Source organism: Mycoplasma sp. 5912 (assembly GCF_054353835.1).
On the sequence record NZ_JBTHHI010000007.1, the window covers coordinates 14,400 to 31,268 of the forward strand.

Annotated in this window: 14 protein-coding genes; 5 read left to right on the forward strand and 9 right to left on the reverse strand. The window is 26.3% G+C overall.

What is annotated here, in order from left to right:
• Positions 1–25: 25 nt before the first annotated feature.
• From ACXYRP_RS02900 to ACXYRP_RS02910, 3 genes are read right to left on the reverse strand one after another with little or no spacing between them, the layout of a single operon-like run.
• Positions 26–757, reverse strand: a complete 732-nt coding sequence (locus ACXYRP_RS02900; RefSeq protein ID WP_458615180.1) for a hypothetical protein — start codon at positions 755–757, stop codon at positions 26–28.
• A 27-nt stretch (positions 758–784) separates the two neighbouring features.
• Positions 785–1,525, reverse strand: a complete 741-nt coding sequence (locus ACXYRP_RS02905; RefSeq protein WP_458615181.1) for a hypothetical protein — start codon at positions 1,523–1,525, stop codon at positions 785–787.
• 1 nt (position 1,526) lies between these two features.
• The gene (locus ACXYRP_RS02910) at positions 1,527–2,942 is read right to left on the reverse strand and encodes a hypothetical protein (protein WP_458615182.1); all 1,416 of its coding nucleotides are present in this window, start codon (positions 2,940–2,942) and stop codon (positions 1,527–1,529) included.
• Between the two features lie 179 nt (positions 2,943–3,121).
• Here ACXYRP_RS02910 and ACXYRP_RS02915 point away from each other — a divergent pair, with 179 nt between their 5' ends.
• The 5 genes from ACXYRP_RS02915 (at position 3,122) to ACXYRP_RS02935 (ending at position 9,586) form a co-directional block, all read left to right on the forward strand.
• Positions 3,122–5,218: a hypothetical protein gene (locus ACXYRP_RS02915; RefSeq protein WP_458615183.1), complete on the forward strand. Its 2,097-nt coding sequence runs from the start codon at positions 3,122–3,124 to the stop codon at positions 5,216–5,218.
• Positions 5,219–5,395: 177 nt separating this feature from the next.
• On the forward strand, positions 5,396–6,151 hold the full coding sequence (locus ACXYRP_RS02920) for a hypothetical protein (protein ID WP_458597824.1): 756 nt from the start codon (positions 5,396–5,398) through the stop codon (positions 6,149–6,151).
• 210 nt (positions 6,152–6,361) lie between these two features.
• Positions 6,362–7,081: a UMP kinase gene (gene pyrH / locus ACXYRP_RS02925; protein WP_458597822.1), complete on the forward strand. Its 720-nt coding sequence runs from the start codon at positions 6,362–6,364 to the stop codon at positions 7,079–7,081.
• Positions 7,081–7,632, forward strand: coding sequence for a ribosome recycling factor (gene frr / locus ACXYRP_RS02930; RefSeq protein WP_458607544.1), 552 nt, complete (start codon positions 7,081–7,083; stop codon positions 7,630–7,632). The genes pyrH and frr overlap by 1 nt, the downstream gene beginning before the upstream one ends.
• 88 nt (positions 7,633–7,720) lie before the next feature.
• Positions 7,721–9,586 (forward strand): GmrSD restriction endonuclease domain-containing protein, encoded by a 1,866-nt coding sequence (locus ACXYRP_RS02935; RefSeq protein ID WP_458597819.1) that lies wholly within the window; start codon positions 7,721–7,723, stop codon positions 9,584–9,586.
• A 246-nt stretch (positions 9,587–9,832) separates the two neighbouring features.
• On the opposite strand, the gene der is transcribed toward ACXYRP_RS02935, so the two are convergent.
• From der to lon, 6 genes are all read right to left on the reverse strand, one after another.
• Complete coding sequence (der, locus tag ACXYRP_RS02940) at positions 9,833–11,140, reverse strand: ribosome biogenesis GTPase Der (protein ID WP_458597817.1); 1,308 nt, start codon at positions 11,138–11,140, stop codon at positions 9,833–9,835.
• A complete protein-coding gene (cmk, locus tag ACXYRP_RS02945) occupies positions 11,133–11,801 on the reverse strand; it encodes a (d)CMP kinase (RefSeq protein ID WP_458597815.1) in 669 nt (222 codons plus the stop codon). Before cmk ends, der begins: the two co-directional genes overlap by 8 nt.
• Positions 11,791–12,213 (reverse strand): hypothetical protein, encoded by a 423-nt coding sequence (locus ACXYRP_RS02950; protein WP_435129568.1) that lies wholly within the window; start codon positions 12,211–12,213, stop codon positions 11,791–11,793. The genes cmk and ACXYRP_RS02950 overlap by 11 nt, the downstream gene beginning before the upstream one ends.
• Positions 12,214–12,277: 64 nt before the next feature.
• Positions 12,278–12,718, reverse strand: a complete 441-nt coding sequence (gene msrB, locus ACXYRP_RS02955; RefSeq protein ID WP_458597812.1) for a peptide-methionine (R)-S-oxide reductase MsrB — start codon at positions 12,716–12,718, stop codon at positions 12,278–12,280.
• Entirely contained in the window at positions 12,688–14,178 is a 1,491-nt protein-coding gene (locus ACXYRP_RS02960; protein WP_458613962.1) for an APC family permease, read from the reverse strand. The genes msrB and ACXYRP_RS02960 overlap by 31 nt, the downstream gene beginning before the upstream one ends.
• On the reverse strand, positions 14,178–16,868 hold the full coding sequence (lon, locus tag ACXYRP_RS02965) for an endopeptidase La (protein WP_458615184.1): 2,691 nt from the start codon (positions 16,866–16,868) through the stop codon (positions 14,178–14,180). The genes ACXYRP_RS02960 and lon overlap by 1 nt, the downstream gene beginning before the upstream one ends.
• Position 16,869 lies beyond the last annotated feature (1 nt).

Here is a 16,869-nt window from a genome sequence, read left to right on the forward strand (position 1 = left end):
TTAAATATTTCATTTTATTTTTTAATTACCTTATTTTATTGTTATTTTTATAATATAAAAATGCTTGATATAAATCCTTATAAATCATATTACCATAATTTATTTGTTTAAAATGATAACCAAAAATTAAGAAATAATAAATAGCTAATTTATTACTTTTTCTTATTATAACTGTATCAATAACCTTATAATTCATATAAAATATCTTATTACTCTTATAATAAATATGACATAAAAATTTATTATCATCATACTTAGCGTCTTGTTCATTATTTAGATAATATTGTTCTTCTGAATATTCAAAATAATCAAATATCTTAGTTAATTTATTATATAAATATTTATATTTTTTATAATATAAAACTATAAAAACTGATTCTATAACTAATGCAAATACATAGAAAATATCTACATATCTTCATTCTTTAAAATAACCTAATTTTATTTGAGATGCAAGTTTATTGTATGCATCCAAATTTACAATTAATTCGTTTATAAAAAATAATAAGAGTATAATAAAAAAGGACATAATCATATTCTTAAATATAAATTTGTTTTCTTTTAAATATAATTGTCCTCCTTCTTTAAATAGTACATTTGTTTGTTTTGCTTCTGTAATACTAACAAGTTTTTGACACTTATAAATAATGAAATTAGTGAATGAGTTTGTATTAAATAATATAATGAAAGAAAGCACTAAGATGTTTGTTGATATAATCACCCCTAAACACATTAATATAAATAAAAATAGTGACATAAAACTTCCTTAAATATCAAATGTATATTAATCACTTTGTTCTTCGTTAAAAAAATTAACATAATCAAAATACAAACCTTGATAATATTCACTATGCTCATCTTTTCATGATTTGTGCATATCAAAAATAAAAAATGCAAAAACCTCATATGCACTATCCTTAAATATTTCTTTAACTCTTTGTGTTGTCAGTACCCTTACCCTGACATCAAAAAAGTTTGTTCTAAAATATATATAATTATTTGTTGTGAGTCCGTTGTTAAAATAAATGGTATTATCAAGCATATATTCACTATCGATTATTTTGCTACTTTTGACTTTTTCTTCAAAGTGTTTTTTAACTTTTTTTCCTATATGAAAGCACTGAAAGTAATAATGAAATGTAAAGATATCAGTAATGATATATGTAATAAAGTTTACTATAAAAATTATTATCATTTCTGGTGCTGTTTTTTTATTATAATACTTATCTAGTAGGATGAATGTTATTGTTAAGATAATATGTGTAACAAAACGAAAAATTATAGCTATTACTCAATAGAAAATTTCCTTATTATAAGATATAAGATACTTTCTAAACTCATATCATCCCTTTAGAAAGTTTATATGATACTCTTTTGTTTTTTGACTTATATCTCTGCTGTATGTATCTTTTGCTATAAAAAAGAAACTTTGATATCTTTTTGTATATGCAATTATAAAAACAGGATAGAAAATAACCGCAAAACAAGCATTTATTATCAACAAAATAAAAACATATTCAAACATTTTATCCTAAATTATCTGTTTTTGTTTTATTAGGTAATTTTCTTATATATCATTCATTTAATTTTTTATTATATATCTTTTGCATCCCTCATGCATAAAGCATTCAATCATGTTTTGCTAGCATTTGCTCTAAGGTTAATACCTCAGATGTTTTAAGATTCTTAAAAACTAAATTCTTTCCGCCTTTACCACCTTGATTATAAGGTTTATCAAGTGGTGTCTCTTTTACTACTACTCATTCAACTCTTTTAATATTTTCTAAATTTATTGCTATTGTTTGTAACTGATTCTCTAATTCTGATAAAAAGTTATTTATCTTTTTATTTTTATCTTCCATACTATCGATTTCTCTTTTTGTTAAATAGATATCAATTGAATCAAGAACAAATCCTGTTGTATGTAAAAAAGCTTTTTTGAAAAATGTTTTATATGGTACTTTTTCAATTGCTCAAAATTTACCTTTATAATTCTTTACTGCAGAAAAAACATTTCAAGTTCACCCAGAAATAACATTTTTACCATATGAGTAACCTGATAATGCTTCATCTGTTGAACTTTTTTTAGGAAACTCAAATATTTCTGATAATAATTTATGATTCTTTATATATTTATCCCTTCTGGATTCTAATATACTAATTGCAACACTTAATCCTATGGATGCACCTGCTGATAATGCAGTACCAAAAAAACCTAATCCAAAGCTAAAAATACCTGCAAAAAAGCTAAATATAGATACAGCAGACATCGCTATTTGTGCATTTAGTAATCTTTTTATTATATTGTTATACCAAAGTATATTATCATTTATATCTATATAAATTTGTTTTATATCTTGTGATTTGGATTCTAATTCAAAAAATTGTTTTGTTAGATTTTTTGAATTCATTTCATTACTATCTATGTTTATTACATAACCATTATTCGCATCTAGAACGGTTCTTTGTATTGTAGATTCATTATTATTTAACTTTGCTACTTCTTTTTTAACTGTATGTACACCAGATTTAAAAGTATTTAAGGACTTTATTAATTCGTTCTTAAATTTTTTATATCCTGTCTCGTTAAGATAGTTATTTATATTTTCTTGTTGGTCTTTTGTAATCAGATTATTTGTTTTATAAATATCCAAAAAATTATTCATTATTTCTTTATAATCATCTAAGGAAATTTCGCTAATTGGTTTATTAATACTTTTATTCTTTTTAATAATTCCTTCCGATATTTTATCTAGTATATTTTCTTTATTTTTAAATATATTTTTTGATAATTTTTCTATATATTCTATATTTAAATCCTTATCAGGGTGTTCCATAATTTTTGGAAAACTTGTTTCGAATTTTACATCATTGTTGTTTATACCAGTTAACCCGTTCAAACCAGAAGTGACATCACCTATTTTAAAAATAATATTCTTCATTTTATTCCTTTCTTATATAAATAATTCTATCAAAGAATCCAACATAAGTGGTTTATTTGTTGAATTTATTTCACTTTTATGATATGTATGTTGTATATGTATTATTGATTCGGTATTTCTTTGTGATATAAATTCCTTATATAAAATAATTCATTATAATTTGTCTATATAGGGGTTATATGAACAAAAAATTAAAAACTTTATTGATATTATCAAGTTTAACAACTTCTACTATCGCAGTAAGTTGTGGAACAACTACATCTGCTAATACAAATAAACCAGGTAGGGGTGATTCTGGAACAGATGATAAGAACAAAAAACACGAGCCTTCTCCACAAGAATTAAGGGATAAAGCAATCGAGTCGTTTATAAAAGAAAATAAGATTAATGATAATTATTATAAATATGATGGACAAAAAGATAATAATAATCCGTTCTTAAAAGATTGGGATTATTGGTTTGCTAAGCCTTCTTATGTTCTAAAAAGTTATGATATATCTGATGTGCAAGGATGAAAAAAACATATTAGCCAACCATATATGAACTTAAATGATTATAATGCGATTTTAAAAGCATATGATGCTAAAATACAAGTTGATAGTTTGTATCAAAACAAAAAAGCAAGGTTTGAAAAATGGGCTAAAGAAGAATTTAATTTTCATCCTGCTGATGCGAACTTAAAAGGGACTGCATTAAATATCGATGTAAGTGAAAAAAATTATAATGGGGATTTATATCAACTAATTAACGATGTGGTAAATGATAAAATAAATATCGATGAACAAACAAAAGAAAAATTTTATAATGAAGTTTTAACATATTTAAATTCTGCTAGTGATAAAAATACTTATACCTTTATCAAAAAAGATGATGATAATAATTATTTAATAAGTGATAGTGATTTAGATAAATTTGCGAGTGAAAGTTATAATCAATATCAAAGTAAATATCTTAGATATTTTGCAACAACTCCTAATGAAGAATCTGGGGTGAAAATATTAGCTGATACATATAAAGAATTTAGAAAATTTGCAAAAAATTTTATTGGTTTAGATGATCAACAAGAAGATACTAGTAAACCGAAGCCTGAAGATATACCGTTATTAAACTTAGTAAACGGGAATTATTATGCGCAAAGAATAAGAACATGATTTTCGTATATCTTTACTGATTATTATAAGGGACGGATTATTGATAAAAACATTTCATATAGTGATTATTTAAATGGTAATTTTAAATACTTACAATTTGGTTTTAGTAGTGATAAAAATAATTTGGATGATCAAAATCCTGTGTATGATTCTGTTTATATTAATAGTGCTGATTCATTAAAAAATTATAGCAATGAAGCAAAAAACAAGTTAAAGCAACAAGTGATTAATTTAAGTATAAGTGATAGTTTTAAATATAGTTTTTTACCATATACTTTTAATTTAAATGGGGTGTATGATCCAAAAATGGATGTGTTTAGTTATGATAAGGGAATGAAGATTTTAAAAAATGATGCTCTTTATGGTCTTAAAGATCCAAGTGAAGATATTAAGAAATTACAAACTAAGAACTTATTTTTATATGCTCCGATATCATTAGTGGATGAAGCAACGGATTCGGGTGGTAAATTTATGGCCGTCGATGAGAATCAAAGAAAATATTTTATTAGTTTAATAGAATATAAGCAAGCATTAAAAAAATTAAATGATGCTCTTAAAGTTATGGATTATAAGAAAAATGGTGATCAACAAGCATCATTGATCGAAAAAATTGAAGAACTTAATAAAAATAATGATGCTAGATATAATAATCAAAAAAATATATTTAATGATTTTAAAACAAAGTTAAATACATATACTAGTGCTCTAATAGCGATTTTAGATATTAATAACTTTATTGGGACTGAAAGTGTGTTCCCACAAACAAAAAAATTGAATCAAATATTAGTGGATATTCTACCTTATGGTAAAAATAGTAATTTCGAGTTTATGTATAAGGATGCGAATGAAAAACTTAATAACGAAGTGCTGGGGTGGTATACTATGTTAAGTAATGGTGAAGCAAAAGATACATTACTTGATGGATTCTTGCCGGGGTATGATGTAGATGCTAATATAGCATTTAATGTTGCATCATATAACTATTTATTTACTTATTTAAATACTATTTATGCGCAAAATAATTTAGATAAGATAAATAGAATTAATTATAGCGATTATAAAAAAGAACTAGCTAAAAATAATAAAATAAAGGCTAAAGAAATTATTGATAAGGTGCTGGTGTAATTTGTATAGTAAGTATAAGTGCATATTTCTTTTCCATAAAATTGCAGATATAAAAAGTTTAAATGACTTTTTATATCTTTTTCTAGATTACTTTCTTCTTTTCTTATAAAATAAAAATGTAAGAAATCATATAGGTAATTAATTTCTTACAAAATTTTATGATAAGGAGATATTATATTGAAAAATAAGATTAAAAAAATATTATCTATTTCTTCTGCTTCTTTCTCTTTACTTGTTACTTCTTGCTCATATTCACAAAAAGACTCTAATAAATATAATAAAGATGATATAGGCAATTTTTATTCATATATACTGTCTTATAAAAAAGACAATATGATTAAAGATATTAACGATAATTATTTTTATTATATGTGGAAAAACAATAAAGAAGATGCTGGTAAATTTGAATATTTATTAAAAAATAAATATTCATATATTAATTCAGTTGAAGAATTAAATAAACGGTTTTTAGATAAGTTTAATTTGTCTTTTGTCAAGAAATACTATAATTTGTTCAAAGACAAGGTAGTTTTTGATATAAATAATTTAACAGAAGAAAAATTAAAGGAAATTAATCTAGAAAAGTTTAAAGAAATTTATTTAAATAACCAAGATATTGTTGAATTCTTTAAAACGAAAAATTTATTAATGTATGAGGTTTGAGTAAACGATGATAAAATTCCAAATTTGGTATTAGTTCCTGACTATAAAAGTAAAGGTGAAAATAATTTGACATTTTTTGTTGTTGATTTTTATTTATTAGGTGAAAACCTTCCTTTGGATTATAAAAATAGAGACCCAAAATTGTTAATGAACATAAAATATATTGACAAAAGCAAATCAGTAACGATTAAAAAAGCTACAAAACAAGAAATTTTGAATCTTTATAAATATTTACCTTCAATTATAACAACTGATAAAGCTGATGTATAAGTTTATTATATAAACACATAAAGTCGTAATATAAAAAGTTGAATTCACTTGTCATAAAAATACAAATAACTTTTATAAATACCTTAAAATTTTAATAAAAAATGATAACAAGAATTAATAAAAGGACATTTTAAATGTCCTTTTATATTTAAATATAACAATTCATAAAATTTGTTTATAATATGATAAATAAATTATATTAGAGGAAAAATGATTAAATATAAACGAATCTTAATAAAACTTTCTGGTGAAGGTTTTGCTAACAAAGAAAAACACCTAGCAATTGATAACGAACTTGTTAAGAAAATTGCCATACAATTAAAAGAAATTGTAAAGCAAGGTGTACAAGTGTCTATTGTTATTGGTGGTGGTAATTTCTGAAGAGGTGCATCTGCTGAAAAAAATGGTATTCCTCGTAATCGTGCCGATTACATCGGGATGCTCGCTACCATAATGAATGGTTTAGCGCTTCGTAGTGGTTTTGAGCTTGTGGGACTTAAAGCAAGGGTGCAAAGTTCATTGAACATTGATGCTCGTGTTGCAGAAAACTATGTAAATGAAAAAACAATGAAATACCTTGAAGATGGAGAGGTTGTAATCTTTGTCGGTGGAACTGGTCGCCCTTATTTCACCACTGATACTGCATCTACATTATATGCATCTGAAATTGGTGCAGAAGTTATTTTAATGGGTAAAAATGGAACCGATGGGATTTATGATAGTGATCCTAAAACAAATCCGAATGCAAAAAGATATGATAAAATTACATATAATGAAATACTTGAAAAAAAATTACAAGTTATGGATTTAACTGCCACTAGTATGGCTCGTGATAACAATATTAATTTAATTATATTTAACTTACTCGAAGAAGATTCAATATTAAAAGTTTTAAAAGGACAAATAACACACACAGAGGTAATTAAATAATGGATATAGAAACTTATTTATTAGAACTACAAGAAAAATCTGAAAAAGCAATTAGTCATTTTAAATTTGAGATGTCAAAAATTTCTACTGGTAGAGCCAATCCACAACTTATTAAAGGGATTCGGGTAAACTATTATGATGTTCCCACTCCACTTGATGAATTAGCAAACATCTCAGTTCCTGAACCACAACAACTTTTAGTTAAGCCTTATGATATGGCATCAGTAAAAGAAATTGCTAAAGCTTTAGATAAAGCAAATCTGGGGATTCCCCCCGTTGATGAAGGTAATCAAATTAGACTTACATTTCCATCTTTAACAACTCAACGTCGTAAAGAGATGATCAAGAACTTAGCAAAACTAACTGAAGCAACTAAAATAGGAATCCGTAATGCTCGTCAAGAAATAAATAAGATGATTAAAGCAAATGAAGAACTTTCTGAGGATGAAGAAAAGAAATACTTAGATGCTGTTCAAAAAGAAGTAGATTTATTAATTGAAAAAGTCGTTCAATTAACCAAAGAAAAAGAAAACGAACTACTAAACAAATAACAAGCTCCGGTGCAAAAATTTGTGGTTTGTTTTTTTTTTTTTTTTTGTATATAATAAAGGAAATATTCACATTTATACAAGGAAGATTATGGAAAATAATACTAAATATGAACTAAAACAAAGAACAATTAAAGATATTATTTATGAACTTTCTCAGGATAAACTTATAATTCCCGAAATGCAAAGACCTTATGTTTGAAAAGACAAACAAGTAAGTGATTTGTTCGATTCCTTATATCATGGTTTCCCAATAGGTTATATAATAACAAACAGACCTCGTAATAATGATATAAAACGGAAGAGTTATGTTTCAAATGATGATTTTGAAACTGTTTTGATTGATGGTCAACAAAGGTTAACTGCTCTAAATGCAATAATTAATGGTTTAGAAGTCTTGGATGAAAATTATAAAAAAAGAAGAATAATTGTTTCTTTTAACCCCTTCCCTAAGAAAAATGAAGAGATTTTTAAAATACAAAATGCATATACAAAAAATAGTAAAAAATGAATATCTGATATTTCAGATATATTTAAAGGTCATTCTCATTATAAAGTTTGTCAAAAATATATTAATGATAATCCAGAAATAACTATGGAAGATATCGATAGCAAAATAGATAATTTAAAACATAAAATATGATCAACTAATATTGGGGTAATTGAAATAAAAGAATATGTTGATCTGGAAACGCTTACAGAAATTTTTATAAGGATAAATTCCAAAGGGACACCTTTAAAGCTTTTGGATTATTCAATAAGTAAAATTTCTGCAAATAAAAATTACGGAACAAATATAATTAGAGTTATGAATTATTTTTCTGAAATCCTAAAAACCGATAATAATATTTACAGAGAGATTGAAAAAATTGATCCAGATTTTTTTAAAACTGAAATGGGTCAGAAAATTACTTGACTTAGTAATATAAATAATAATGATTATATTTATAAACCATCAGTGAATGATATATTATTTGTTTCATTTTCTCATATTTTTGATAGAGCAAAAATGAGCGATCTTGTTGAATTATTATCTGGTAGGGATTTCGAAAAAAGAGAATATATTCCAGAAAATATACAAAGTAATTTTGAAAAAATTATTAATGGAATTTCGAGTTTTATAGACAAATATAATTTCAATACTTTTACACAAGCAATCAAAAATATAGGATTTAAAAATATAAAAATCAATAAAAATTCTGTTGTAATAAATATTGCTTATATAGTCTTTTTAAAGCTTAGAAAACTTTCTCGTCTTGGTATGGAAGAAGTTAAAAAATACACTGTTAAATGGTATATAATGTCTTTATTAACAAAAAGATATAAAGATAGTTATGTTGATCAAGTTATTAATGATTTAAGAAATATAAAAGAATTAGGAATCGAAGTGATATTAAGAAAAATAGATCAAACAGAATTGACAACTGATTTTTGAGAACTAAGACTTCCTGAACTCTTAGATACAAGTATACAAGAAAATCCTTTTCTAAAATGTTATTATGCAGCCTCAGTTGCTAACGGCAATAAAGGATTTCTTACTCCTTGATTAACACAAGAGGATATGTTAAAAAATTTAATCAGTGACAAACACCATATTTTTCCCAAACAATATTTAATTAATTCTTCTAATGAATTTAATGAATATTCATTTTTATCTGAGAAAAAATGATACAACCATTCTGCTAACTTAGTATATTTAGAAAAGAATATAAATATTAAGATCAAAGACAAAGCACCTAATGTATATTTTAAAGAAATAATTCAAGATATAAAAACAAATAATTCTCTTTTCCTTGGTAGAAAGATTTCCTTAGAAGAATTGGATGAAAATCTCGATGAAAACTGTATTCCAAAAGATATAATAAACTGAACATATAAAGATTATAAAGATAAATTTTTGCCTGAAAGAAGAAAATTAATGGCGAAAAAAATTAAAAAATGATATGAGAATATTTAGATTTTAAAGTATTATGTAAATTTTCTTTCTTTAATACCACATTAATAAATAAAATCCTTATACTATTCATAAGTAGGACGCCTAAGGGACCACTCGGCGTCTTATTTTAAAAATATGCCGTTTTTTTTGCTAGGTTAAAAACAGCAAAAATTTAGGTTCTAATCAATGCCACTATAACCTTCTACTTTATTTTAATTATTTTTCTTAAAGAAAATGTTAACTAACTCTAGTTTTTATCAACCAATTTTACTCCAACCCATTCTTATTCTTAAAATACATCTTAATTGGACAACCTTTGAAATTAAAGGTAGCTCTCAATTGATTTTCTAAAAACCTTTGATATGAAAAGTGTAAGAATTTTTTATTATTTACAAAGAATGTAAAAGTAGGTATTTTTGATAATTCTTTACGAACATAATAAATATTTAATCTTCCACCATTAAACGGTTGTGCTGGTTGAATAAGTTGTGTTTCAAGCACTAAATTAGAAAGCAACGACGGTTTTATATCTCTTTCCATATTTTCACGAACTTCTGATAAAGTTACTATCAACTTATTAATTCTTTGATTAAATTTTGCTGAAATAAATACAAAAGGAACTCATGGAACAAAATGAAATTTATTTCTCATTTTCTTTTCATAATCAGCCATTGTATTTGTTTGTTTTTCAACTAAATCTCATTTATTTATTACCACAATTATTGGTTTTTCATTCTCTAATGCATATCCTATAATTCTAGAATCAAAATGTGATACTTCTTGTTGTGTCGCATCGATTACTATCAAAGACAAATCAGCTTCTGATAGCGAATTCATTGCTCGCATTAAAGCATAATGATCAACACTTTCAATTAATTTTGATTTTTTTGTTATTCCTGCTGTATCAATCACATTATATAGTTTATGGTCTATTTCAACAGTTGATTTAACACTATCTCGTGTGGTTCCTGCAATTTCTGAAACAATTGAACGATACTCTTTAGTTAAATTATTAAGTAGCGAACTTTTACCAGCATTAGGTTTTCCGATAATCGCTAAATTAAAATAATCATTTTGGTCTTCATCGCTGAAATCAAGATATTCTAAACACTTATCTAAAACTTCACCAACACCTTCACCATGTAATGCAGAAACAGGATAAATATGTTCAACTCCCAAAGCATATCAACCATAATCGAATTGCTGGTTGTTTTCTAGTTTGTTTGCTACAGCAATAATAGGTTTATTACTTTTTCTTAAAATATTCATTATGAATAAATCATCATTACTTATTTCGTTTGTTCCATCAAAAATAAAAACAATAACATCTGCTTCTTCAATCGCTATTTTTGCTTGAATCTGGATTTGTTCTTGAAAAGGTTTATTTTCAATTTCAATTCCGCCGGTATCAATTAATTTGATTTCATGACCTGATCAAGTAATTTTTTCATACAATCTATCTCTTGTAACACCTGGTTGGTCATAAACAATTGATATCTTTTTACCTATAATACGATTAAATAAGGTGCTTTTTCCTACATTAGGTTTTCCAATAATTGCAACTGTATTATGCATCTTTTGACCTTTCTTTAACCAAATCCATAATCTTTGCTATCACTTCTTCTATCTCTAAATTAGTACAATCAATAAATACTGCATCTTCAGTTTTATGTAACGGATCAACTTCACGATTCATATCTTGTTCGTCTCGTTTTTTTACTTCATAAAGCACTTCTGCAAAACCTGTATTATAACCTAATTCCTGATTTTGCTTCATTCTACGCTTTGCTCTTTCTTCTTCTTCTGCTCATAAAAAGATTTTTACTTCAGCATAGGGCATAATTTTAAAAGTTGTATCCCTCCCATCGATAATATATCCTTTACGTTTTTTAGTAAGTTGTTGAATATAATCAACCACGAACTCTCGCACTGCAGGAATTTTAGCCACAGACGGAGTTATTTGTGAGATATAATCGGCCCTTATAGCTTTTGATACATCAATTCCTTTTAATTCAATTCTGTCATTTTCTAGCAGTTTAATCATACCTTTTTGTAATGTCTTAATAACATTTTCTTGATCACGAGAATCAACACCATTATCAATGGTGTTTTTTGCGATTGCCCGATATACACTACCACTATTTATAAAAGTGAAACCATATCTGCTTGCTATTTGCTTACTTACTGTGGATTTACCTACTCCAGATGGCCCATCTATTGCAATATTAACTTTCATCACTACCTCCAAGTTTCTTTTTCTTTATTCTTACTTTTGTAGTATTTGATATATTGTGTTCTTCTGAAGCTAATGTATCAATTAAATATTGTGCTTTATCTTTTTCAATAAATTCTATATCATCTACATATGAGTCGTTTTGTTTATCGAATTTAATTTTTAAGTCTATATAACCTTGTAATAATTCTTTATACAAATAATTAAAATCGAAATCAAAAACTTCTTGTTTTTCTATTAATTTGGATTCGATACTAACATTTTGCTGATATTTATAAGCTGAATTAATGTTCTTTTTGAATCATTTTTGCTCTTTTTTTAGTTCATCATTTCCTGATTGAGATAGCAGAATTAGGTTATCTAAAACATCCTTATCTTCGTTTGAATCATCTACTTTTGAACCATTAAAATTCATATAGTTATTTTACTTTATTTTTTATATTTTGAAATAACAAAAAGCACATTATAGTGCTTTACAGTTATTTTTTAAATAATTCAAGGTATTCTTCATAACCTTCATCTTTTAATTTATCTACGGGAATAAAACGCAATGATGCAGAATTAATGCAGTACCGAAGTCCACCTAATTTTCTTGGACCATCTTTGAATACATGTCCTAAGTGTGAATCGGCATTTTTACTTTTTACCTCAGTTCGAATCATATTATGTGAATAATCGCTATGTTCTGTTACAACATCTTCATCTATCGGTTTACTAAATGCTGGTCACCCACATCCTGAATTAAATTTATCTTGTGATTTAAAAAGTGGTGTTCCATCAACGATATCCACATAAATTCCTTCTTCAAAATGTTCATCATATTCATTTGAATATGGATGTTCTGTATATCCTTCTTGAGTTACTTTATATTGTAATTCTGTAAGTTCTTTTAAACGTTGTTCTTTTTTCTTTTGTTCCATATTTCCTTTCAAAAAATTATCTTTTTTAAGTTGTTCGGTTTCTTTTGTTTATAAATTCACATTCATTTTATTATAAATCCTATCAAAACAAATGATAGATATACAACTACAACAAAGGTGTTGGTCTCATCTCAGTTGTTACCTAATATGTTTGGTACTAAGAAAAATAAAATTAAAGTTGAAATTCATAAAATATTAACTATATATATTGTTTTTTCTCATCACGGGATTTTAGATATTTGTTTCTTTTTTTCTAAAATTAATGCTACAACAGCTGTTAAAGTATCTTCAATTAACAGTGCTAAACTATTTACTTTTATAACAGCTGTAAAGAACGGGTTATCATTATCTTTTGTTTTGCTTAAAAGGGTTGGTACTAATCATAAAACAAGCATTGCTATAAATGTAATAACTGCTGTTAAAATGATTGCATTACGGTATTCACCGTGTTTATTATGATCTGCATATTTTGGATTAATATGATTATCTAATGCAAGCGGAATTAACTTTCTTGCTGTAGATACCGTTTGTGTAATTTTATACCCTATATCATTAAATATAAATCCAATAATAAACACAATCGTTCCTGTAATATTCATTACAAGATAATAAATTTGTGAAAATTCATTGTTATTTGAATCAAACTTTATTGCTAAATAAACACTATAAAATGCTAAGTAAACAACTGCTACAATTCCTAGGGAAACAAATAAAATTCTTTTAAAATTTTTAAATTCTGCGTCCTTTGCCATAGAAGCCATATCTTCAATTCCTGCAAAAGCAAAAATAAAAACTAAAATACTTCCAAAAATCATTGTAGATGTTGCTTTTTTTGTTGTTTCATAAACAACTGTATATCCACCTGGTTTTATAACCGAAAGATATACTAAGTTTACAAAACCTATCAACAAAAATGCTCATTTTACAGCAGATGTTAAAAATACAACTTTTGTATTAAGTGATAATCCTTTGGTTGATATCAATATTAATGCACCAAAGAAGATAAATGCAATGACCCTTATAATCCATATTATAGTTATATAATTTGAAATAGTTTTAGGTATTACTAATTCAAAAGTTTGCGCTAAAAACAATGGTGACACAGATGATAAAACAGGTGATTGTAAGAATTGATTTCAACCAATGAAATAACAAAAGTTCTTTACAAAACCTTTTTTAAATTTATATCATTTGTTTTCAACATTTGACTGTTCTTCAAACAAGGTTGAATCAAGGTGTCTTGCATAAGCATATGAACCACCATAATGTTCTTTAAAAGCATTCCCTAAACGAGCAAATACTAATGCAGTTCCTATCATTGTAAGCAAACAAAGAACGATAACTAAATATCCGTAAAATCCTATATTTAGTATTTCTGAAAAAGTTGTAAGGAAACCTAAACCAACAATAAAGTTGATAGTGAAAAAAGTAAATGATTTTTCACTAAAATGTTTTTTCACTATTGCTTAAACTCTAATTGTTTTTTGGGTTTCTTCTTCTCAAAAACTACTTCATATATTTCTTCATAATTAGATACAGGAATATAAGTTAACTTTTCTTTAATTTCCATAGGAACATCAATTAAGTTTTTTACATTTCCTGTAGGTATAAAAACATATTTTAAGTTTTTAGAAGCGGCAGCAAATGATTTTTCTTTTAGGCCACCGATATCTAAAACATTACCTCTAAGAGTTATTTCACCTGTCATACCTATTTCAGATGATACAATTCGTTGTGATAATGCTGATATTAATGCAGTGGTAAATGTCACTCCTGCACTTGGGCCATCTTTTGGTACTGCTCCTTCAGGCACATGAATATGAATTGTTGTTTCATCAAAATTAAAGTCTGTAATACCATATCTAGCAGCATTTGCACGCACATATGAAAGTGATATATTAGCAGATTCTTTCATAACATCTTTTAATGAACCTGTTAATTTAATTTCTCCTTTTCCTGGATAAGTATTAACTTCAATTTGCAAGGTTGATCCACCAACTGATGTATATGCTAAACCATTAACTACACCAGGGGTTTTGTATCCATCATTTTCATTATCTTTAAATTTTTCGGGTCCTAAAAGTTCTTTTAAATCATTTATTTTTACCTCGAATTGTTTATTTTTTAGTTTTGGTAATTCGAGTTTTTTAAGCACGAATTTGCGTGCTAATTTATCTAAGACACGTTTTAATCCACGAACTCCGGCTTCTTTGGTATAGTTTTGAATAATGTATTTCATTGTGTCTTCAGAAATCTGCATAAAGTCGCTACTTGCCCCAACTTGTTCTGTTACTTTTGGCATCAAGTGTTGCTGTGCAATTTTTAATTTTTCAGTTAATGTGTAAGCAGATAATTCGATAACTTCAACACGGTCTATTAAAGCATGAGGAATGTTTTCATAATAATTAGCAGTCGCAATAAAAATTGCTTTAGATAAATCGTATTCATGTTCTAAGTAGTGATCTTGAAACTTTGTATTTTGTTCTGGATCTAAAACTTCTAACATCGCAGATGCCGGATCCCCTTTATTTGTTGAAGCCATTTTATCAATTTCATCTAATAAGATAACTGGATTAGAAACAGAACATTGTGAAATAGCTTTGATAATCTTTCCCGGCATTGCTCCTACATAGGTTCTTCTGTGTCCACGGATTTCGCTTTCATCATGCACTCCTCCAAGAGAAATTTTTACAAACTTTCTGGATAATGATTCTGCAATTGCTTTAGAAAGCGAAGTTTTTCCTGTCCCAGGTGGCCCGACTAAACAAATAATAGGGACATTATTAAATGTTTTATCATTTTGTTTATTAGAATCCTTAAACAAATTCATATCAATCTCATAATTTTCATCATAAGGTAATTTATTTTCTTTTTTCTTTTTGTTTCTTTCTGTATTAATAATAACAGCGATATATTCTAAAACACGTTGCTTAACTTCTTCAAGTCCATAATGATACTTAGAAAGGGTTTTTTTAGCATGATCTAAATCTAATAACTCTTTTTGTGTAAGTCTTCATGGTAGTTTTTTGAGATGATTGACATAAGTTTTTGAAATATTTGCTTCTGGTGATGTAGCCATCATTTCGTTCGCTCTCTTTGTTTCTTCAGCAATAATTTTCTTTGCTGATTCAGGGTAACGGAAAGATTTATTTTTATCTTTTAACTCTTTTGCATAATCATCATCATCGCTTGGATCAACATTCATTCCTTCTAATTCATCTTGTATATATTTTAATTTTTCACGAAGTACATATTCTTTATGTTGACTTGCCATTTTATCTGTCATCTTTTGAGTCATTTGTGATTCTATATCAACATTTTGACTCATCATACCTGTTGCGGATGCAATTAATTTCATTAAAGAAATAATGTTAAATTTATAAAATGCAGCAAACTTTTCATTTATTTCGGGTGATAAAAATGATAAAAAAGTAAATAAAAACTTAATTTTTTCTTCTCTTGTTTTTAATTCAAAGTTCGGATAATATGAATTAATAAGTGCAGAAAGGTCATCGGTTGTATATGGTTTTTTTGTTATCGGATTATATTGAAAAATAATATTAACTGATTGTGTTTCTTTTATACCAGGGATTTTTTCAGTATCCCTTATCCCTTTTAAAGCAGAAAGCATTGCATCTAAATCATGATTTTGTGGTAATAAGTCAAATTTATAAACTTCATTTGTTTCATCAGAATTAGGTTCTTCAGGAACAAACTTTACTTCACCCGAACAAACTCTGACTAATTGTTCTTCATATAGTTTATCTCCATCTCCTTCTTTAACAGGTTGATAAGTTTCTAACAAAACATAACCATCTTCATCTGTTTCTGCGAAACCATATTCTTTTATGTTAAAAAAACCTAAAACTTCATATGTCAACATACATTTTTGATCTCGTTCTGAATCTTTTACAGGAGGTTCAAGTGGTTCTGCCTTTAAGAATTTAACAAATACTGCTTTACTTTCTAATTCATGCTCATTATTTGTAAACGAAATAACAAATTTATGTTCTATATTTGTTTTAGGAATAACTAAAGCGCCAGATGAATACAAATTAAATGCATCTGTTTCTATTTGATGAATACCTTTTGGAAAAGACATTCAGTTTGTATCAACAACTAATAATGGGTATATGTTTTTATTTTTCATT